Origin of the sequence: Phascolarctobacterium succinatutens CAG:287 (assembly GCF_000434895.1) — a bacterium.
GTDB classification, from domain to species: domain Bacteria; phylum Bacillota; class Negativicutes; order Acidaminococcales; family Acidaminococcaceae; genus Phascolarctobacterium_A; species Phascolarctobacterium_A succinatutens_A.
In genome coordinates this window covers 1-19,009 of the sequence record NZ_FR892776.1, presented here as the reverse complement: position 1 = coordinate 19,009, position 19,009 = coordinate 1, and the positions used below count along the sequence as shown (strand labels likewise).

Below are 19,009 nucleotides of genomic sequence, written 5' to 3'. Positions count from 1 at the left end.
TATGCTCCCCTCCTCAAATGCTCAGACGGAACTTGGCAGTTTTGGGATTAACGCCATCCATCCAATACTTCACGGTATATACGCCCTTAGCACATTTTTTGCCGCTCTTGCCACTCGCCCAGCCGTTCCAGCTGAAGGCAAAATCCTGATTGGCATTTCTTGCCTTATATTTCGTGCTGTAGACCAGCTTGTTGTTTTTATTGAAAATCTGGGCATAGCAGGTCTTGCCCGTAGAATTGTTCTTTTTGAAATACAGACGCTGGTAAACATCGCCGTTGCCCTTGCGGATAATCTTGGACGCACGGAACTGCATCTTGCTCTGCGGCTTGTAGCTGATGTTGACAGTCTTTTTAACCGCACCGCCCTTGCCGAAGCTGCTGGTCGTTACCAAGCGATATCTGCCGGGCTTCAGGTTTTTCATATCATAGCTGTAGGGTACAAAGCGGAAATATTTATCACCGTCATAGTACCATTTTTTCAGCTCGCGCTGCTTCCAACGCACAACAACCTTATTATCCTTATTGAGCAGCACCGCCTTATCCTTCATAGACCCCTTGCCCTCTACATAGCGCTGCACATTCAGCTTGGTACCGTTTACCTTAATAGTTGTTTTGTACTGCGTCGCCGCCCACGCCAATGCCGTAAAGGCTACGAGCATCGCCAGGCACGCCCCGAGCACAACCTTCAGCCGTTTCATTTTTCCGCCTCCTAACCGCCGGATATAAAAAGACCCGGCATATACTTCTTCATTTAAAGTATATACCGGGTCAAAAATAACTATAAGTAACCTTTAGTTAAGAATTTGGGAAAAAGCGCTCCAGCTGATGTCTTTTATTTTTGGCCGCCGCATCAATCTGCAGCTTGGCAAAAATTTTGTTGAGATATTGCTTAATCGTCCCCTCCGACAGCGACAATCTTTGCGCAATCTCCCTGTTCGTATGGCGTGCCGCCGCCAGCTGCGCTATCTGCAGCTCCTGCTCCGTCAGCTCCTGCAGGCCTGCTTCGGCAAAGCGTGCGGACATAATCTGCCCCCGCCCCGCCTCCAGCTGCTGCCCCAGGTGCAGCGCCGCTGCCGCCGCTGCTGAAAATTCGCCTTGCAGCTCCTGCTCCAGATACGGACGCAGCAGCGCTATGTTCTGCGCCAACGGCAGCACAAGCTTATCCGCCTCAGCCATTGCCAGCGCTTGCTTCAGCGAAGCGCGGCAGCTCGTTACATCGCCTCTTCCGGCAAAGGCCGCTGCCCTTTGCACCTGCAAATACAGCAGGCATAAAAAATTACTGTAGGGACGGCATTCCTGCTCCCAGTCGGACCAGCGCACCAAAAGTTCCGTATACTGCCCTTGTGCCAGCAGGCACTGGGCGCTGATATAGTTGCGGCAGGGACGCGCAGGATAAAGCACCGAAGGCTGCTGTCCGTTTCCGTCCGTCAGCCAGCTTGGGATATATTCCGGCTTGCCCAGCAATGCATAGTAAAAGCCGGCGCACATATCGGCAGTATTCAGCAGCATGCTCTGCTTCCACGGCTGCAGCTGCCACTGATGGCGGCTGTAGGCCTCCGCCTTACTGCTGTAAACGCCGCGGAAAAGATCGCGCTGCATCTCCAGAAAATCACAGCAGATAGTAATGCACTCCTGTCCATGCTTTTCCGCCTGATAATACGCCTTCTGCAGAGGCATATCCATTTCGTCAATGCGTCCCTGCAGCAAAAGTGCTTCCGCCTCCGTCAGCTCGGCGGCTCCGGCACCGTGCCAGCCGCTCAGCAGATAGTACGGCGGCATACCCGCTCGGCAGATAGTACGGCGGCATTCATTCCTGCATATCCTCCACAGTCTGCCGCAGACTGCAGCCCGTGCGCAAATACAGCCCCAAAACACTGGGCGCGCCGAAGGTCCAGATGCCCTGCTTGCTGAGCGTCTGCGGAGCGCCGCTCAGCAGCTTGTAGGCACGCCGATGATGCTCGCTCATACCGGTGATGCTGTTGAAGGCCAAAAAGCTCAGAATAACCTCCAGCTCGCCGTAATAATTATCGCGCTCGCGCTGGCTGATGGCAGTATTGCGCTCCAGCGCCGTCACGTACCATTCCTTAACCTGCAGCATTTCCGGCACCATGTTCAGCGAAAACATGCGGCGCATAATTATCAGCACCGCCTGCGGATACTGCCACAAGATTTCCGGCGGACATTCGCGCAGCCAGTCGAAAAGATGCTGCCTGTGCTGCGGGCGCATCGACCAGTCGCGCAGCTGCTGCACTGCAGCCAGCAGACCGTCAAAATCACGGCCGCGGTACAGCCAGTCCAACGCTTCCTCGTACTCCTTCTGCTGTGCGTACCATTGTCCCAAACGACGGAAGTACCTTTGCTGCTCAGCCTCCGGCAGCAGGCCGAACGCATGCCGTGTTGCCTGCTTCAGCATATGGTGACAGCGCAGTCTGCCGTTGGCCAGCCTGATAATAAAGGCGTTGCATTCCAGCAGTCTGCTTACAGACTCTCTGCAGCTTGTGCCGTAGGCAAAGGCCACCTGCTCCGGCGTAAATTCCTCCGGCTGCCCCATAAGCAGCAGCAAGCGCTGCTGCTCCAACGGCAGCGGCCGCAGCAGTACATTGGCTATCATCTCATAAACGCTGCCTGTATCAAGGCAAAAGCGCTGATACCTGTCGTAATTCAAAAAGTTAAGATAGGTAACGGAAAACCAGCCCTCGCAGGCCTCATGCAAAGCATCCAGCTGCTGCGTTGTAAGCTGCAGTCCGCATCTGCTGCTGTATTCCGCCAGCTCGTCACGCTGCAGCGCCAGGTCATGCTTATCAAGGCAAAAGACCTTACGTCCCAGCTCCAGCAGACGGCTGCTGTCAAAAATCTGCCCTCTGCTTACCAGCAGCAGGTGCAAATCAGCAAAGCCTGCCTTGCTCAGAGCAAAAAGAAAGTCAACCGCCTCGCTGCTCTCCAACAGATGCAAATCATCTATAAACCAATAGACAGGCTCCTGCGGCAGCAGCTGACGGAACAGCTCCAGTACCAGCGTTTTGGCGTTGGCATCGGCAGGCAAAGACTGCTGCAGCAGCGCAGCGCCCAGCTCCGTATTTTGCCAGCTGTGGCACACTCCATGCCAGAAGGCTTCGGCACCGGCGCCGTAAATACTCTGGCGCAGTACCTTTTTGCCGCAGCGCTCCTGCTCCTGCAAAAAGTACTGCACTGCCAGTGTTTTGCCGTAGCCCATGGGAGCAACAACCAGCGTCGTTCCCGCTGTCTGCAGCTCTGCCAAAAGCTCTTTTATTCTCTTGGAATAATATAAATTATTGAGCCTTTTCATAGTGTTTTTACTTAATTACGTTCTGCGGTGTGCCTGCCAGCCATTGTTCGATGTTGGCAAAGACGATGTCAGCACGTGCAGCCAGTGCTTCGGCGCTGGCGAAGGCCACGTGCGGTGTCAGCACGGTGTTCTTTGCATGGCACAGAGGATGCTCCGGTGCAATCGGCGGCTCTCCCTCAAACACGTCAATGCCTGCGCCGGCAAGGCGGCCTTCGTTCAGCGCCTGTGCCAGCGCCTCGCTGTCCACAACAGGACCGCGCGCAGTATTCAGCAGTACGGCCGTCGGCTTCATCTTGGCAATAGCCTCGGCGTTAATCAGTCCGCGGGTTGCGTCCGTCAGCGGCACATGCAGGCTGACAAAATCGCTGGCAGCCAAAAGCTCATCCAGACTTACATAGCGTACACCGTCAGCCTGCAGCTCTGCCTTCGGAGTACGGCTGTAGGCCAGCACCCTGCAGCCGAAGGCAGCGGCAATCTTCGCCACTCTGCTGCCAATCGCACCAGTGCCGACTACGCCGAAGGTTTTGCCGAAAAGCTCAAAGCCTACCAGGCCATCCTTCGTTCCTGCCTGACGGCAGCGTGCATCACAGGGAACGATGTTGCGGATAACGCTGATAGCCAGGCCGAAGGTCAGCTCTGCTACCGCATTGGTGGAATAGCCTGCGGCATTGCACACCATCACACCGCGCTCACGGCAGGCAGCCAGCGCAATATGGTCTACACCGGTAAAGGCTACAGACAGCATTTTCAAATTAGGGCAGGCGTTGATAATCTCCGCACTCAGCGGCTGGTTGGCCAGCATGATAACATCTGCCTGCTGTACACGTGCCAGCAGCTTCTCCTGATCTGTTTCTTTTGCGGTATAATATACAAAATCATGGCCTGCAGCCTGCAACGGCGCTGCCAAGGCATTTATCTGTTCCATCTTTACGCCTAACGGCTCCATAACTACTATTTTCATCAAAGCACCTCCGAAAAAGCCTGTAATTTTTTTACTTATCATCTACATATTACTACCGCAGGAATTGATTAGCAAGGAGGAATTTTTCAGGGCCGGTGTCTGCCTTCATGAGTATTTGCGTCCGCAAATACAAAAAAGCCGCTCTTCTTTCGAAGAACGGCATATTTTCGTTGGTGATTCACCCGAGACTCGAACTCGGGACACCCTGATTAAAAGTCAGGTGCTCTACCAACTGAGCTAGTGAATCATTTGTCGCCATAAATTAGCAACATTAATAGTATACAGACTAACACAAGGAAAGTCAAGTGCTTTTTAAAATATTGTTGCTGTTTTTTTCAGCAGCCTAAGCTTACAGCAGCTCTTTCAGAACGATGGTCTGCTCACGGTTAGGACCAACAGAGATAATACCCAGCTCAACACCGGATACCTCGCTGATTTTAGCCAGATATTTCTTAGCGTTTTCCGGCAGCTCGTCATAGTTGCGGATGCCGCTGATATCGGTCATCCAACCGTCGAACTCTTCGAAAATCGGCTCAACCTTAGCCAGAACGTTCAAGCTTGCAGGAATGCGTTTGAGAACCTCATCGCCAATCTTGTAGCCAACGCACATTTTAATCTTCGGCATTTGGTCGAGGATATCCAGACGGGTAATTGCCAGATAATCCAGGCTGTTCAGGCGTGCGCTGTAACGCAGCATGAAAGCATCCAGCCAGCCGCAGCGACGCGGACGACCGGTTACGGTGCCGTATTCATGGCCGGTTTCGCGGATTTGGTTGCCGGGGCCGTCGGTATCCAGCAGCTCGGTGATGAAGGGACCTTCGCCAACACGGGTGGTATAAGCCTTAACTACGCCAACAACATGGTCGATGAAGCTGGGACCTACGCCACTGCCAGTGCAGGCATTACCTGCAGTCGGGTTGGAGCTGGTAACATACGGATAGGTACCATGGTCGATATCAAGGAAGGTAGCCTGTGCGCCTTCAAACAGAACGTTTTTGCCGGCGCTGAACAGCTCATCCATAACAACGCCGGTATCGGCAACGTACGGACGCAACTCTTCTGCATAAGCCAGATATTCCTTCAGTACGGTATCATAGTCAAACGGTTCTGCACCGTAAATTTTGGTGATAATAGCATTTTTTGCTTCCAGATTAACCTTCAGCTTATCAGCAAAGGTTTCTGGCTCCATCAAATCGCAGATACGGATGCCTACGCGAGCAACCTTATCCATGTAGCAGGGGCCGATGCCGCCTTTGGTGGTGCCGATTTTGTGATTGCCCAGTGCTTCCTCCTGCAGCTCATCAAGACGTTGATGATACGGCAGAACAACGTGTGCACGGTCAGAAATAACCAGATTGCTGCAATCAATGCCCTTTTCCTTCATGCCGGCGATTTCAGCCAGCACAACGCCGGGGTTGATTACAACGCCATTGCCCAGAACGTTAGTCTTATCATTAAACAGTACGCCGGAGGGCAGCAGACGCAGCTTATAATTAATGTTGTTAACTACAACGGTATGGCCTGCATTGGAGCCGCCGCTGTAACGAACTACAGCGTCAGCCTTTTGCGCCAAATAGTCAACAATTTTACCTTTACCCTCATCGCCCCATTGGGCACCTAAAACTACAACAGATGACATTAGCAGTCACTCCTTATCAAAATTATAAACCAAATCTAGCAAAAATCTCGTCAACGTGGCGCAGCATCGGTTTCGGATCGAAGCAATGCTCAACCTCTTCGTCGGTCAGATATTTTTTGATATCCGGGTCAGCTTCAACGTTGGTCTTGAAGTCAGCGCCTTGCAGCCAACGTGCCATAGCGTTGCGTTGTACCCATTTGTAAGCGTCCTCACGCAGTACACCTTTGGTAACCAGAGCAATCAGCAGGTTTTGGCTGAAAATCAGACCGCCGGTTTTGTTCATGTTGGCAATCATTGCATCAGGATATACCAGCAGCTTATCGATGATGTTGGAGAACTTACGCAGCATATGGTCCAGAGCAATAGTTGCGTCCGGCAGAATAACGCGTTCTACGGAAGAATGGGAGATATCGCGTTCATGCCACAGGGTTACATCCTCCAGAGCTGCTACTGCATAGCCGCGCAGCAGGCGAGCCATACCGGAAACCTTTTCACAGGTGATAGGATTACGTTTATGCGGCATAGCGGAAGAACCCTTTTGGCCGGGTGCAAAATATTCTTCAGCTTCACGGATATCGGTACGCTGCAGGTTACGGATTTCGGTTGCCATCTTATCCAGAGAGGAACCGATGATTGCCAGAGTAGTCATGAAATGTGCATGACGGTCACGTTGGATAACCTGAGTTGCCAGGCGTACCGGAGTGAGCTCCAGCTTTTCGCAGACATATTTTTCTACAAACGGATCGATGTTGGAGTAAGTGCCTACAGCACCGGACAGCTTGCCGACTGCCATCATTTCACGCGCTTGTTTCAGACGTTCGATGTTACGCTCGATTTCAGCGGACCACAGCAGGAATTTCATACCGAAGGTCATCGGTTCTGCGTGGATACCGTGAGTACGGCCGATCATAACGGTATATTTGAATTCAGCGGCACGACGGCGCAGAATTTCATGGAAGTTTACCAGATGACGCATAATCAGGTCTGCGGATTGTACGGTCATGTAGCACAGTGCAGTATCCTTTACGTCGCTGGAGGTCAGGCCTTTGTGAATGTATTTGGACGCATCGCCTACATACTCAGCCACATTAGTCAGGAAAGCAATAACATCATGGTTGGTAACTGCTTCAATTTCCTTAATGCGGTCCAGACGGAAGTCAGCCTTCGTCTGAATATCCTTCAGCGCTTCGTCAGGCACAATGCCCAGTTTGTTCATAGCCTCGCAAGCCAGAATTTCTACCTTCAGCATGGTACGGAATTCATTTTCGAGTGTCCAGATATTACCCATTTCAGGATGAGTATAACGATCAATCATTTTTGTATGCCTCCCAAGACAATTTTATTCATGAAAAAACATCTGAAAGCCACAGATATTACCTTCAGATTCTTCACTACACTTTGTTGCATAAATATCATATCATTTTCCGCGTCTTATCGCAAGCTTTATGAACATTTTTTGTTGATTTTAGGTAAAATATTCGGTTTTTCTTCGCAGCTTCCTTGTAAGCTTTTTTACACTTATCAGAAAAAATCTTTTGTCAAGAGAATAATTTTCACGCTTTTAACCCCCATCAGGCAATGCTCCATGCAATACTCAAAAAGTCCCGAGATGTTAAAATCCCGGGACTTTTATTATGTCGCTGTATTTTATGCTCAGCTTTCGCGCTTCGTAAAGCCGACAAATTTGGTGAACTGCTTCTGGAAGAACAGATTAACAGTGTCAACCGGACCGTTACGATGCTTAGCAATAATCAGCTCGGTGTGCTTGTTTTCCGTTTCCGGATTGTAGTAATCCTCGCGGTACAGGAATGCTACGATATCAGCATCCTGCTCCAAAGAACCAGATTCACGCAGGTCACTGAGCATGGGGCGTTTAACCTGACGCGACTCTACGCTACGACTCAGCTGTGACAGCGCCAGCACCGGCACATCCAGCTCACGCGCCAAGGCCTTCAGCGAGCGGGAAATTTCCGAAACCTCCTGCTGACGGTCGCCGGAATTATTACGCTTGCCGCTGCCCTGCATCAGCTGCAGGTAATCGACAACAATCAAATCCAGGCCATGCTCTGCCTTCAGGCGGCGTGCACGGCTGCGCATTTCCATCGCCGTAATACCTGCTGTATCATCAATATAAATTTTGGCACGGCTCATCGTATCGCAGGCATCCCAAAGGTGCGTCCAGTCCTCGTCATGCATCTCGCCAACGCGCAGGCGCTGGCTGTCGATGCCGGCTTCGGCGCACAGCATACGGTTAACCAGCTGCTCCTTGCTCATTTCCAAACTGAAGAAAGCTACACTGCGCGGCTCGCCGCCGATAGCCTTATGTGCACGCAGTGCCACATTCTGCACAATGTTCAGTGCCAGCGCAGTTTTACCCATGGACGGACGTGCCGCCAAAATAATAAAATCGGAAGGGTGCAGACCGCTCGTCAGCTTATCCAGATCTGCAAAGCCAGCCGGAATACCGGTAAGGCCGCCCTTGTTCTGCAACAGGCTTTCAATGCTCTGCACGCTATCCATCAGGATATCATTAATCGGCGTAAAATCCGCCTTTTTCTTACGATTGGAAATTTCCAGAATGCGGCTTTCCGCTGTATCCAGCAGCGTGCCGACATCATCGTTAGCCTCGTAGCCCATAGCCGCAATTTCGGTAGAAACACGCACAAGCTGGCGCAAAACCGACTTTTCAGCAACAATCTCCGCATGGTACTTAACGTTGGCCGCCGTCAGCACCACATTCGCCAGACTGGTGATGTAGGCAATGCCGCCGATATCCTCCAGCTTATTGTCACGCTTGAGGATTTCCGTAACAGTAACCATATCTACTGCTTCATTTTTATTATAAAGCTCCAGCATCGCACTAAAGATAACGCGATGTGCTTCGCGGTAAAAATCATCCGCCGACAGCACTTCGGTCGCCTTGGCAATAGCTTCTTTATCAATCAGCATCGCGCCAAGCACAGCCTGCTCCGCTTCTATATTTTGCGGTGGCACTCTTTCTTCAATCACTCGCTTCTACCTCCTGTCAGTAATCTTTTCATTCATATTATTATACATTATTTGCTACAAAGCTGAAAGCTTTTTATTTGAACAGTATCAATGCTAAAACAAAAACAACCTCCCGCAAGCAATAGCCTAAGGGAGATTGTTCGTATAGTTTTTCCTATTAAAAGCTACAGCGCCACCTCAGCGAACTCGGTGCCCTCCTGCTCCAGCTCTATCTGCTGATTGAGGTTCTCGGTCAGCCAAGCCTCGGCCTCTGCCTTTTGCTCCGCGCGCATCTTCAGGATAACCTTTGCGCGCAGGTCGTACTGCACATCGGCAATCTCAAAAAGCTGCTGCTGATAAAGCACGTTCAGAATGCGTCCGACGCTGTTCACATCATATAAAAAGCTGTAATAGCCCAGCAAAATTTTCTGCGCCAGGCCAGCTTCCTTCACAGCGCCAGCCACGCTGCCGCTGTAAGCACGCACAAGTCCGCCTGCGCCTAGCTTAATGCCTCCGAAGTAACGTGTCACCACGGCTGCTGTTTCCGTCAGTCCGTTCTTACGCAGCACCTCCAGCATAGGAATACCGGCAGTACCGCTCGGCTCGCCATCGTCACTGGAGCGCTGTGCCAGGTCATCCACGATATAGGCAGAGCAGTTATGCGTTGCATCCCAGAACTCTTTTTTTACGGCCTTAATGAACTCCTGAGCCTCTGCTTCACTGTGAACCTTTTTCAGCGAGCAGATAAAGCGTGATTTTTCAATCACAATTTCTTTGCGGTAATCTCTGCTTATAGTATACAAGTAGCGTACCTCCGTCCGTATTTTTCGCAATTTATATTAACATTATAACACAATTCTGCTGTTTTTAAAATTTTTTACCGTTTTTTACAGCAAACTCTTTATTTCCTCTTCTGTCTTTGTTATAATAGTGGACATTACAGACAAAGGAGAGAGCATTGATGCTACTCTCTAAAATTATTATTTTTTTATTAAGGGAAAGAGGTAATTTCATAATGAAACAATTTTGTGCTTTAATCGGCAAATTCTTTGGCATCATCGCCATCGTTTTTCTGGTTCTCGGCCTCACAATGCCACAGAACTTTTTGTGGGTATTAGGCAAGGTGCACGGCATCAGCGTCCTGAGCTGCATGCTCGGTATCGTAATGTTCGGCATGGGCACCACACTGAACCTGAAGGACTTCGCGCTGGTACTGAAACGCCCGCTCGATATTCTCATCGGCTGCTGCGCTCAGTATTTCGTAATGCCCTTCCTGGCATACCTGCTGTCCGTTGCCTTTAATCTGGACCCGGCGCTGACCACCGGCGTTGTGCTGGTAGGCACCTGCCCCGGCGGTACCTCCTCCAACGTAATCACCTTTATGTCCAAGGGCGACGTTGCACTTTCCGTAACCATGACCAGTGTTTCCACTGTGCTTTCTCCGATTCTGACTCCGTTCATCACCTACATGATTATCGGTGAAAAAATTAACTTCGATCCGGTAGGCATGTTCTGGAGCATCGTTCAAATCGTTATTCTGCCTATCTGCTTAGGTCTGGCTGTTAAATCCTTCCTGCCCAAGCTCGCCGAAGCAGCAACCGACTATCTGCCGGCTGTATCCTCCATTGCAATTTCTCTGATTATCGCAGGTGTTATCGGTGCCAGCCGTGACCTGATTCTGAAGGCTCCCGGCCTGATTCTGCTGGTAGTTATTCTGCATAACTGCTGCGGTTACGCCCTTGGCTTTGCCATCGCCCGCTTCACCGGCCTCAGCTGGAAAAAGGCTGTTGCTCTGTCCATCGAAGTTGGTATGCAAAACTCCGGTTTGGCAACCGGTCTGGCAAAAGCACACTTTGCCGCTCTGCCTGCCGCAACCGTTCCCGGTGCAGTTTTCTCCGCATGGCACAATATTTCCGGTGCTCTGCTGGCATGGGCTTATCAGAACTACCTGAACCCGAAATTTGATCCGGATTACGCTAAGGAAGAAGCTGTAGAAGCAGAAGCTGCCAAGGCTTAAATTAAATTTGACCTGAAAATTATTAATAACCTTATGACCGGTACTTCGGTACTGCGCCATAAGGTTATTTTTGTGCTATAATATTAGTTACAAAAATTCGAAGAAAAGAGTTATATTTATGGACGATAAAGAACAAAAATACAAAACCTACCGTTCGCTCAGCGACATGCACCGCTTCCGCCTGCGCCTGTTTGCGGAGGGTATCCTCACCGGTATCTTCGCCGGTATAGTCATCAGCTTCTTCCGCTTCGCCCTTTCGGAGATGGAATACCTGCGCGGAGCGCTCTACAACCGCCTATGGGTGAGCGACTGGAGCATCAACGCCTGCTGGTTCGCCGTGCTCATCGCCATCGCCTTTATCCTGCACAAGCTCAATTGCATCGAGCCTATGGCGGCAGGCAGCGGCATTCCGCAGGTTAAGGGAGCAATTTTAGGCCTGATGAAAATGCGTTGGCTACACATTCTCTGGGTTAAGCTCACCGCCGGCATTATAGGCATCGGCGCCGGTCTTTCCCTGGGACGCGAAGGCCCTTCCATCCAGCTGGGCGCAGTAGCTGCGCAGGGCGTCAGCCGCCTCATGGGACGCACCCGCATGGAAGAACGCTATCTGCTGACCAGCGGTGCCAGCGCCGGTCTTGCGGCAGCCTTCAACGCTCCGCTCGCCGGTGTAATCTTTGCTTTGGAAGAGCTGCACCGCAATTTTTCCATCATGGTTCTGTTGCCTTCCATGGCCGCAGCCTTCACTGCAACGATTATTTCCCGCGCCATCTTCGGCCGTGCGACAATTTTTGATATCCCCGACTTACAGCTGCTTCCCATCGGCTATTACGGCATCGTCATTCTGGTTGCTCTTGCCAGCGGTCTGGCAGGTGTCATTTTTAACTGGGGCCTGCTGAACATCGGCCGCTTTTACAGCCTGCCCTGCTTCAAGCGTCCGGTAGAGAAAATTGCCTTTGCCCTTATCTGCGCCGGCATTTTAGGCTACTTTCTGCCCGAGGTTTTGGGCGGCGGCAACGATCTTATCAACCATCTGGCCAAAGCACCTGTACCACTGCAGCTTTTGCTGCTTTTTCTTGCAGGCAAGCTGATTTTTACGCTCATCAGCTACGGTTGCGGCGTTCCCGGCGGCTTCTTCCTGCCGATGCTCGTTATCGGTGCTCTCTGCGGCAGCATTTGTGCTCAGATTCTGATTATGCTTGGCTGGATTGAGCCTGCTTACGCCACCAACATCATGGTTGTTGCTATGGCGGCGCTTTTTGCTTCCTCCGTCCGCGCGCCTATCACAGGCACCGTACTGATTATGGAAATGACTGCCAGCTACCAGCAGCTGCTTTCGCTGGCGATTGCTGCTATGGTAGCCTTCGTCATTGCGGAGCTGTGCCACAGCAAGCCCATCTACGAGGAGCTGATGCAGCGCATGCTGCACAAAAAGGCGCCGGAACCGGCTGTACTGGAACAGCGCAATGTCATCGAGCTGGTAATTTGCAGCGGCAGCAGTGTCAGCGGCAAGCTTATCAAGGATATTCCCTGGCCGCCCAATACCCTCTTAGTAGATGTCAAGCGTGGTGAATCTCAGCTCATCCCGGCAGGCGATACACGCCTGCTCAGCGGCGATTTCATCTATATTCTCACAGCTACCGAGCACGTGGAAGAGCTGACGAAAATGGTAGAAGAATAATTATATACCGTACATAAAAACAGAGAGTCTGCTAAAATAGCAGACTCTCTTATCTTTGCCTTGCTTACAGGCCAAGCATTACATCAATAATTTCTTTATCGGTTTCTACCATGCCCTGGCTGGCAATTTTACCAACTGCAGCAATAGTTTCATCGGCAGTATTTTGGACAATGCCGTCACCGCCAGCAAAATTAAGTTCTTCCACGCCGTCACCGCCAGCAAAGTTACGTTCTGCCACGGACATATCAACGCCCATCAGACCGCCTTCAACAGCCATAGCAATTTTAGCTGCGCAGGAGGATTTAGCACCGTCGCAGATAATACCGCTGTTGATAGCCAGAGCATTTTCTACAGCATGCTCAATCTGGTCATCAGTGCAGTCATACAGAAAAGCGATTGCCGCACCGGCACCGCAGCCGGCACTGATAGCACCGCAGTAAGCAGACAGCTTGCCGATACCCTGCTTCAGGTAGATGGTAACCAGGTCGCTCAGCAGTACCGCACGCAGCATTTTTTCTTCGCCTGCAGCCAGTGCATGTGCATAAACAACAACAGGAACGGAAGCGGTAATACCCTGGTTGCCGCTGCCGGAGGTAATTACTACCGGAAGCTCGCAGCCGTTCATACGCGCGTCACTGCCTGCAGCAGCGCTGGCACGTGCGCGGATACGCAGGCTGTCGGGGTCACGGCGCAATAAAATTTTGCCGATGCTTGCACCGTAATCATTAGTCAGGCCTTCTTTAGAAATAGCCATATTGAAATCAATCTGGCGTTGCAGCAAATGTTTAACGTTATCTAAAGGCATATTGCGGGCCGCATCAAGAACGTCTTCAATTCTCCACAGGCTCTTTGCCTCTTCTTCGGCAGGCACAATCGGTTTTTCCAAAATAGTAACACCGTTTTTCTTGATGCAGGTAACATTAGTGTGGTCTGTGCGGATAGTTACCTCGGCATTATTGCCGCCTGCTGCCAGGAAAATGCGGATATAGAAAATATCCGGTTCTTCGGAAACGTGAATATTAATCTTGCCGGATTCAGCCAACGCCTTAATTTCAGCCTTTTCCTCCTGGTTAATATAAGCCAGAACCTCCAGCTGACGCTCGGAATGAGCGGCAACGACACCGGCAGCGCAGGCAACCTCGATGCCCTTCATCTTGTTGGTGTTCGGTACAACAACACTCTTAACGTTCTTAATAATATTACGGCTAACCCAGATTTCAATTTGCTCCGGGAAAGCTCCTAATTGCTCGCGACACACAGCAGCACAGTAAGCAATGGCGATAGGCTCGGTACAGCCCATGGCGGGAATAAGCTCCTCCGCCAACGCCTCCTCATAAACAGCATATTTATTTTGCATAAGCACATCCTCCAAAATTCAGCTGCATTCCCTCACAGCCTGATAATTTTTTCGAAAGCATTATTGCCTAAAGCTTCCGACAATTCACTATATATTTTAAATCAAAAGCAGCTTTCAAGCAAGTGCTTATATCACACAATAATAAAGGACCGAAGCCCTCAGGCCTCAGTCCTCGTGAAACAACGTCACTAAGCGTTGTTTTTTACATTTTAATCTTTGCTTCCTCTGCCAGCTTCGGGCCATATTCGCCAAAATCGAAGGTAGCGAAATAATCTGCCGGGGTTTCTGCACGACGAATCATTTTAACACTGCCGTCCTCCTGCAGCAGCAGCTCAGCACTGCGCAGCTTGCCGTTATAGTTATAGCCCATGGAGAAGCCATGTGCACCGGCATCATGAATAAAGAGCAGGTCGCCGATATTAATTTCCGGCAGCATTCTGTCTACGGCAAATTTATCGTTGTTTTCGCACAGGCCGCCGGTTACATCATACTTATGGTCGCAGGGAGCGTTTTCCTTGCCCATAACGGTAATATGATGATAGGAGCCATAGATAGCGGGACGCATCAGGTTAGCAGCGCAAGCGTCGCAGCCGATGTATTCTTTATAAATATGCTTTTGGTGAATAGCGGTAGTTACCAGAGCGCCATTCGGTGCCAGCATGTAACGGCCAAGCTCGGTAAACAGCTTAACATCGCCCATGCCTGCAGGTACAAGCACCTCTTCAAACACCTTGCGCACGCCTTCGCCGATTGCCAGTACATCGTTATCCTGCTGCTCAGGCTTATAGGCAATGCCGATACCGCCGCTGAGGTTGATAAAGGAGATATGCGCGCCGGTTTTTTCCTTCAGCTCAACTGCCAGCTCGAACAGAATACGTGCCAGCTCCGGATAGTATTCGTTGGTAACGGTATTAGAAGCCAGGAAGGCATGAATACCGAAATTCTTTACGCCCTTACTCTTAAGGATTTTATAAGCCTCAATAATCTGCTCATGAGTCATACCGTATTTTGCATCGCCGGGGTTATCCATAATGTTGTTGGCAATGGCAAAATGTCCGCCGGGATTGTAACGGCAGCAGACGGTTTCCGGAATGTCGGCAACCTTCTCCAAAAAGTCAATATGAGTAATATCATCCAGATTGATGGTTACATTCAATTTACGAGCCAATTTAAAGTCCTCTGCCGGAGTTGCATTGGAAGAGAACATAATCTCGCTCTCCTTAAAGCCTACGGCATCGCTCATCAAAAGCTCGGTATAAGAGGAGCAGTCGGCACCGCAGCCCTCTTCGCGCAGAATCTGCAGCAGATAGGGGTTAGGAGTAGCCTTTACTGCGAAATATTCTTTGAAACCCTTATTCCAGGAAAAGGCCTTGTTCACCAGACGCGCGGTGCGACGGATGCCGGCCTCATCATAAAGATGGAACGGAGTAGGATATTGGGAAACGATTTTTTCTAATTGTTCTTTAGTAACAAACGGAATTTTCTTAGACATTTATATCACCTTTCTGTAATTTAATCAGCGCAATTTCATTCTGCAGCGCTTCCTTAAATAAATCAACTAAATTGCGTTTGCAGGAATACAAACAGGTTGAATCCTCATCATTCTGTAAATCTCCTGTCAAAACGGTGTGTGAATCGGCAATCAGACGAATCTGCTCGCTTTGCTTATTGGTACCGTAGCAGATTGCTCCCGGCAAAGAAAAGCTTTTATCGCCGATAACTACTACCTTCAAGCCCCGCTGCAACGCAGCCTGCAGCTCCGGCAGCAGCAGCTCCAGCATTCTGCTGTTAGCCGACAGATAAATTCTTGCCTGTGCCTGACGCACGGTATTGCGCATTTTATTTATAATCTCTTGCGCACCCTTAATGGTGATATACCCCTCAGGATCATTGTTCAGCACCGGCAGCTGTTGGAGTATATCTTTTTTTATCTCCTCCAGACAACTGATTTTGTTGCTGCAAAATTCAGCAGCAGGCACCGGAGTATAGCGTGTTACCTTGCCCTCCTCCAGCACATACGCTGCTCCCTTATCCACCAGTCCTGCCAGCGCAGTATAAGTGTTGGAACGCGAAATGCCGGTCTGCTTGGCTGCTTCATAGCCGGTCATCTGACCGGACTTCAGCAGCAGCACATACAGAGTTGCTTCCTGCTTTGTTAAATTAAAATTAGTAAGACCTTCAATTAAATTCATAAAACCCTCATTCGGCTCTTCGGCTTTTGCGACGGAACTTTTTGCGTTTTGGACGCATATTTATATTATTGTTCCTGTTTAAGACCACTATACTACGATTTAGACGAGTTGTCAATAGCTAACTGCCGTTTTTTTATGTTTTTTACACAAAAAAAGACGGAGATAACAGCTATTTAATCCGTTATCTCCGTCTTATATTTTCAGCTTAGTTCCTGTCGAAAACCATTACTCTGTCAAAGTCCAGATATACCTTGGAACCGTCAGGAATCGCATCAATGTCTGCGCCCTTAACGATAACGCGGATATCATGACCATGAACATTTACACGATAGTCAACCGCATCGCCCAAGTAGAAGCGGTGAGTTACCTGACCTTCCACCTGACCGCCGCTGAGGGACATGGTAATATTCTCAGGACGTACGGCAATTGTTGCTTCGCCGGTAACCTTAGCGGTATTTGGGAAGGAAACATTGCTGCCCTTAATGAATACTCTGTCACCCTTAACCTCGCCATCAATAAAGTTAACCAGACCGATGAAGTCCGCAACCATTTTGTTGGCAGGCTTGGTATAAATTTCGTGCGGTGCGCCGATTTGCTGTACAACGCCGGCACTCATAACAACTACGCGGTCGCTCATTGCCATTGCTTCGCCCTGATCATGAGTTACATAGACAACGGTGATGCCCAGTTCCTTTTGAATAGCAAGGATTTCAAAGCGCATAGATTCACGCAGCTTAGCATCCAGGTTAGACAAAGGCTCGTCCAACAGCAGCAGGCCGGGCTGTGCTACCAGCGCACGTGCCAAAGCAACACGCTGTTGCTGACCGCCGGACAGCTGATGCGGATAACGCTTGCTGTATTCACCCAGATGAACCAGCTCCAGCATCTTCTGTACGCGTTCTTCGCGTTCCTTTTTATCTACCTTTTGAATTTTCAACGGATAGCCTACGTTTTCGGCAACAGTCATATGCGGCCAAACAGCATAGGATTGGAATACCATACCGATGTCACGTTTTTCCGGCGGAGCGAAGCTGCCCTTAACAGAAGAGCTTACGCAGTGGTCGCCGATATAAATTTCACCTTCGGTAGCACGCTCAAAGCCTGCAATCATGCGCAGGGTAGTGGTTTTACCGCAACCTGAAGGACCGAGGATGGAAACAAATTCGCCATCCTTTACAACTAAATCAAAATCGTTTACGGCAGTTACAGCGCCGAAACGTTTAAATACATGCTCAATTCTTACCTCAGCCATTTATTTAAGTTTCGTTTAAACCGCCGTGCGAATTATTCGCAGGTGAACGGCAGCAAAGCAACGCAGCGAGCGCGTTTGATTGCTACGGTCAATTGGCGTTGGTGCTTAGCGCAGGTACCGGAAATACGGCGCGGTAAAATCTTACCACGTTCGGTAATATAGCGTTTCAGCTTATTTGCATCCTTGTAATCGATTTCTTCAACTTTATCAACACAGAAGCTGCAAACTTTTCTTCTAGGTCTTCTGCCTCTTTCGCGTTTCATTGCATAACCTCCCTTAAATTAGAATGGAATTTCCTCATCAAAGGGAACCTGTTGTCCGAAACCACTCATGCCGCCATCTTGTGCCGGTGCAGCAGGAGCTGCAGAGCGAATCGGATTGCTATGAGCAGCAGCGGCATCAGCTTTGCGCTCAATAAACTCGAAGCGATCAGCGATTACTTCGGTTACCCAGCGTTTGTTGCCATCCTTACCATCATAGCTACGGATTTGCAGGCGGCCTTCAACAAGCGCGCGCTGCCCTTTGGTGAGACTGTTACCGCATGTCTCAGCTTGTTTACCCCAAATTACTACGGGAATAAAGTCAGCTTCTCTTTGGCCTTCCTGATTGGCAAAAGGTCTGTCTACTGCAAGAGTAAACTGACAAACAACTTTACCGGTCGGCGTATAACGCACTTCCGGATCTCTAGTAAGTCTGCCTAACAGAATAATCTTGTTCATTGATTATTCACCCTTTCTGATAATCATATGGCGCAGTACTTCATCGGTAATTTTCATAACACGATCAAGTTCCTTAACAGCAGCGGCGTCAGCCTGGAAGGTTACGAGAACATAGATACCTTCATTCAGGTCCTGAATCTCATAAGCAAGGCGTCTTTTGCCCCAACGATCGGTTTTTTCTACATTACCACCGTTTGCAGTGATGAGTTTCTCGAATTTAGCAACAACTGCTTCACAAGCCTCATCCTCAACAGGTTTAACGATGTACATGACTTCGTATGCGTTCACGAAATCACCTCCTCCTTTGGACTTTGGCCCCCGTCTCTCCGGGAGCAGAAGAAGTATATATAGTTATATACAAGCTTAATAATTATATCATTACTTACGCTGCTTTGCAAGCTTTTTCAGAAAAATTTTCTTATTATTTCTGCTTGCGACACTGCGGACAATAGCCATACCATTCCAGGTTATGTCCCATGATGGCAAAATCCGTTTTATCCGCCAGCTGCTCCTCAAAATCAGCAATTGGGCAATGGTCTACCTCCACAATGCGGTGACAGCGCAGGCAAATAAGACGATGACGGTGGCCCAAGGCATGCAGTACAAAACCATACTTGCGTGCATCCGCCAAAAAGCTTTTTTCCGTCAGTCCCTTTTGCGTAAAATTTTCCAGAATGCGATAAACCGTAGAAAAATTTATCTCTGCTCCCTGCTCACACAGCTGCTGATAAATATCCTCGGCTGTCAGCACACCCTCACTCGCCAGTAGCAGCTGCAGAATAAGCTGTCTGTGACGGGTATTTTTTAATCCATAGCGATGCAGATAATCACGATAATCTGCCGCAGCTTTTGTATCAGTCTTCATTCTACACCTCCCTATAATATCTTTAATTTTCACCG

Annotated in this window: 18 protein-coding genes and 1 tRNA gene; 2 read left to right on the top strand and 17 right to left on the bottom strand. The window is 49.7% G+C overall.

Annotated elements, in window-relative coordinates; translation table 11 throughout:
- Positions 1 to 13 precede the first annotated feature (13 nt).
- From BN587_RS03520 to BN587_RS03480, 9 genes are all read right to left on the bottom strand, one after another.
- A complete protein-coding gene (locus BN587_RS03520; RefSeq protein ID WP_021719769.1) occupies positions 14 to 697 on the bottom strand; it encodes a hypothetical protein in 684 nt (227 codons plus the stop codon).
- A gap of 97 nt (positions 698 to 794) precedes the next feature.
- Positions 795 to 1,778 carry a helix-turn-helix transcriptional regulator gene (locus BN587_RS03515; RefSeq protein WP_021719768.1) on the bottom strand — a complete coding sequence of 328 codons (984 nt, stop codon included), beginning with the start codon at positions 1,776 to 1,778 and terminating at the stop codon, positions 795 to 797.
- Between the two features lie 28 nt (positions 1,779 to 1,806).
- Positions 1,807 to 3,306, bottom strand: coding sequence for a helix-turn-helix transcriptional regulator (locus tag BN587_RS03510; RefSeq protein WP_021719767.1), 1,500 nt, complete (start codon positions 3,304 to 3,306; stop codon positions 1,807 to 1,809).
- Positions 3,307 to 3,313: 7 nt separating this feature from the next.
- Positions 3,314 to 4,267 (bottom strand): 2-hydroxyacid dehydrogenase, encoded by a 954-nt coding sequence (locus BN587_RS03505; RefSeq protein WP_021719766.1) that lies wholly within the window; start codon positions 4,265 to 4,267, stop codon positions 3,314 to 3,316.
- 171 nt (positions 4,268 to 4,438) lie between these two features.
- A tRNA-Lys gene (locus tag BN587_RS03500) sits at positions 4,439 to 4,514 on the bottom strand.
- Positions 4,515 to 4,616: 102 nt separating this feature from the next.
- On the bottom strand, positions 4,617 to 5,906 hold the full coding sequence (locus tag BN587_RS03495) for an adenylosuccinate synthase (protein ID WP_021719765.1): 1,290 nt from the start codon (positions 5,904 to 5,906) through the stop codon (positions 4,617 to 4,619).
- Between the two features lie 22 nt (positions 5,907 to 5,928).
- Positions 5,929 to 7,221: an adenylosuccinate lyase gene (gene purB, locus BN587_RS03490; protein WP_021719764.1), complete on the bottom strand. Its 1,293-nt coding sequence runs from the start codon at positions 7,219 to 7,221 to the stop codon at positions 5,929 to 5,931.
- 338 nt (positions 7,222 to 7,559) lie between these two features.
- Entirely contained in the window at positions 7,560 to 8,912 is a 1,353-nt protein-coding gene (dnaB, locus tag BN587_RS03485) for a replicative DNA helicase (RefSeq protein ID WP_044484143.1), read from the bottom strand.
- A gap of 167 nt (positions 8,913 to 9,079) precedes the next feature.
- Complete coding sequence (locus BN587_RS03480; protein WP_021719762.1) at positions 9,080 to 9,697, bottom strand: YigZ family protein; 618 nt, start codon at positions 9,695 to 9,697, stop codon at positions 9,080 to 9,082.
- 212 nt (positions 9,698 to 9,909) lie between these two features.
- On the opposite strand from BN587_RS03480, the gene BN587_RS03475 reads away from it, so the two are divergent.
- Together BN587_RS03475 and BN587_RS03470 are read left to right on the top strand one after the other, a co-directional pair.
- The gene (locus tag BN587_RS03475) at positions 9,910 to 10,911 is read left to right on the top strand and encodes a bile acid:sodium symporter family protein (protein WP_021719761.1); all 1,002 of its coding nucleotides are present in this window, start codon (positions 9,910 to 9,912) and stop codon (positions 10,909 to 10,911) included.
- Between the two features lie 118 nt (positions 10,912 to 11,029).
- On the top strand, positions 11,030 to 12,589 hold the full coding sequence (locus BN587_RS03470; RefSeq protein WP_021719760.1) for a ClC family H(+)/Cl(-) exchange transporter: 1,560 nt from the start codon (positions 11,030 to 11,032) through the stop codon (positions 12,587 to 12,589).
- A gap of 64 nt (positions 12,590 to 12,653) precedes the next feature.
- On the opposite strand, the gene BN587_RS03465 is transcribed toward BN587_RS03470, so the two are convergent.
- The 8 genes from BN587_RS03465 to BN587_RS03430 all read right to left on the bottom strand — a co-directional run bounded on the left by BN587_RS03465 (position 12,654) and on the right by BN587_RS03430 (position 18,974).
- Positions 12,654 to 13,946: an L-cysteine desulfidase family protein gene (locus tag BN587_RS03465; RefSeq protein WP_021719759.1), complete on the bottom strand. Its 1,293-nt coding sequence runs from the start codon at positions 13,944 to 13,946 to the stop codon at positions 12,654 to 12,656.
- Between the two features lie 202 nt (positions 13,947 to 14,148).
- Entirely contained in the window at positions 14,149 to 15,438 is a 1,290-nt protein-coding gene (locus BN587_RS03460; protein WP_021719758.1) for a diaminopimelate decarboxylase, read from the bottom strand.
- Complete coding sequence (locus BN587_RS03455; RefSeq protein WP_021719757.1) at positions 15,431 to 16,138, bottom strand: TrmB family transcriptional regulator; 708 nt, start codon at positions 16,136 to 16,138, stop codon at positions 15,431 to 15,433. Before BN587_RS03455 ends, BN587_RS03460 begins: the two co-directional genes overlap by 8 nt.
- Before the next feature lie 205 nt (positions 16,139 to 16,343).
- Entirely contained in the window at positions 16,344 to 17,390 is a 1,047-nt protein-coding gene (locus tag BN587_RS03450; protein ID WP_021719756.1) for an ABC transporter ATP-binding protein, read from the bottom strand.
- A 32-nt stretch (positions 17,391 to 17,422) separates the two neighbouring features.
- On the bottom strand, positions 17,423 to 17,653 hold the full coding sequence (gene rpsR, locus BN587_RS03445) for a 30S ribosomal protein S18 (RefSeq protein WP_009145516.1): 231 nt from the start codon (positions 17,651 to 17,653) through the stop codon (positions 17,423 to 17,425).
- An 18-nt stretch (positions 17,654 to 17,671) separates the two neighbouring features.
- The gene (locus BN587_RS03440; RefSeq protein WP_021719755.1) at positions 17,672 to 18,109 is read right to left on the bottom strand and encodes a single-stranded DNA-binding protein; all 438 of its coding nucleotides are present in this window, start codon (positions 18,107 to 18,109) and stop codon (positions 17,672 to 17,674) included.
- Positions 18,110 to 18,112: 3 nt separating this feature from the next.
- Complete coding sequence (gene rpsF / locus BN587_RS03435) at positions 18,113 to 18,397, bottom strand: 30S ribosomal protein S6 (RefSeq protein WP_009145514.1); 285 nt, start codon at positions 18,395 to 18,397, stop codon at positions 18,113 to 18,115.
- Positions 18,398 to 18,530: 133 nt separating this feature from the next.
- On the bottom strand, positions 18,531 to 18,974 hold the full coding sequence (locus BN587_RS03430) for a Fur family transcriptional regulator (RefSeq protein ID WP_021719754.1): 444 nt from the start codon (positions 18,972 to 18,974) through the stop codon (positions 18,531 to 18,533).
- Positions 18,975 to 19,009: the final 35 nt, after the last annotated feature.

What these genes read in the sequence shown, in the direction of transcription:
- BN587_RS03520 (WP_021719769.1), bottom strand. Translation starts at nt 697, where the DNA reads ATGAAACGGCTGAAGGTTGTGCTCGGGGCGTGCCTGGCGATGCTCGTA.
- BN587_RS03515 (WP_021719768.1), bottom strand. Translation starts at nt 1,778, where the DNA reads ATGCCGCCGTACTATCTGCTGAGCGGCTGGCACGGTGCCGGAGCCGCC.
- BN587_RS03510 (WP_021719767.1), bottom strand. Translation starts at nt 3,306, where the DNA reads ATGAAAAGGCTCAATAATTTATATTATTCCAAGAGAATAAAAGAGCTT.
- BN587_RS03505 (WP_021719766.1), bottom strand. Translation starts at nt 4,267, where the DNA reads ATGAAAATAGTAGTTATGGAGCCGTTAGGCGTAAAGATGGAACAGATA.
- BN587_RS03495 (WP_021719765.1), bottom strand. Translation starts at nt 5,906, where the DNA reads ATGTCATCTGTTGTAGTTTTAGGTGCCCAATGGGGCGATGAGGGTAAA.
- purB (WP_021719764.1), bottom strand. Translation starts at nt 7,221, where the DNA reads ATGATTGATCGTTATACTCATCCTGAAATGGGTAATATCTGGACACTC.
- BN587_RS03475 (WP_021719761.1), top strand. Translation starts at nt 9,910, where the DNA reads ATGAAACAATTTTGTGCTTTAATCGGCAAATTCTTTGGCATCATCGCC.
- BN587_RS03470 (WP_021719760.1), top strand. Translation starts at nt 11,030, where the DNA reads ATGGACGATAAAGAACAAAAATACAAAACCTACCGTTCGCTCAGCGAC.
- BN587_RS03465 (WP_021719759.1), bottom strand. Translation starts at nt 13,946, where the DNA reads ATGCAAAATAAATATGCTGTTTATGAGGAGGCGTTGGCGGAGGAGCTT.
- BN587_RS03460 (WP_021719758.1), bottom strand. Translation starts at nt 15,438, where the DNA reads ATGTCTAAGAAAATTCCGTTTGTTACTAAAGAACAATTAGAAAAAATC.
- BN587_RS03455 (WP_021719757.1), bottom strand. Translation starts at nt 16,138, where the DNA reads ATGAATTTAATTGAAGGTCTTACTAATTTTAATTTAACAAAGCAGGAA.
- BN587_RS03450 (WP_021719756.1), bottom strand. Translation starts at nt 17,390, where the DNA reads ATGGCTGAGGTAAGAATTGAGCATGTATTTAAACGTTTCGGCGCTGTA.
- rpsR (WP_009145516.1), bottom strand. Translation starts at nt 17,653, where the DNA reads ATGAAACGCGAAAGAGGCAGAAGACCTAGAAGAAAAGTTTGCAGCTTC.
- BN587_RS03440 (WP_021719755.1), bottom strand. Translation starts at nt 18,109, where the DNA reads ATGAACAAGATTATTCTGTTAGGCAGACTTACTAGAGATCCGGAAGTG.
- BN587_RS03430 (WP_021719754.1), bottom strand. Translation starts at nt 18,974, where the DNA reads ATGAAGACTGATACAAAAGCTGCGGCAGATTATCGTGATTATCTGCAT.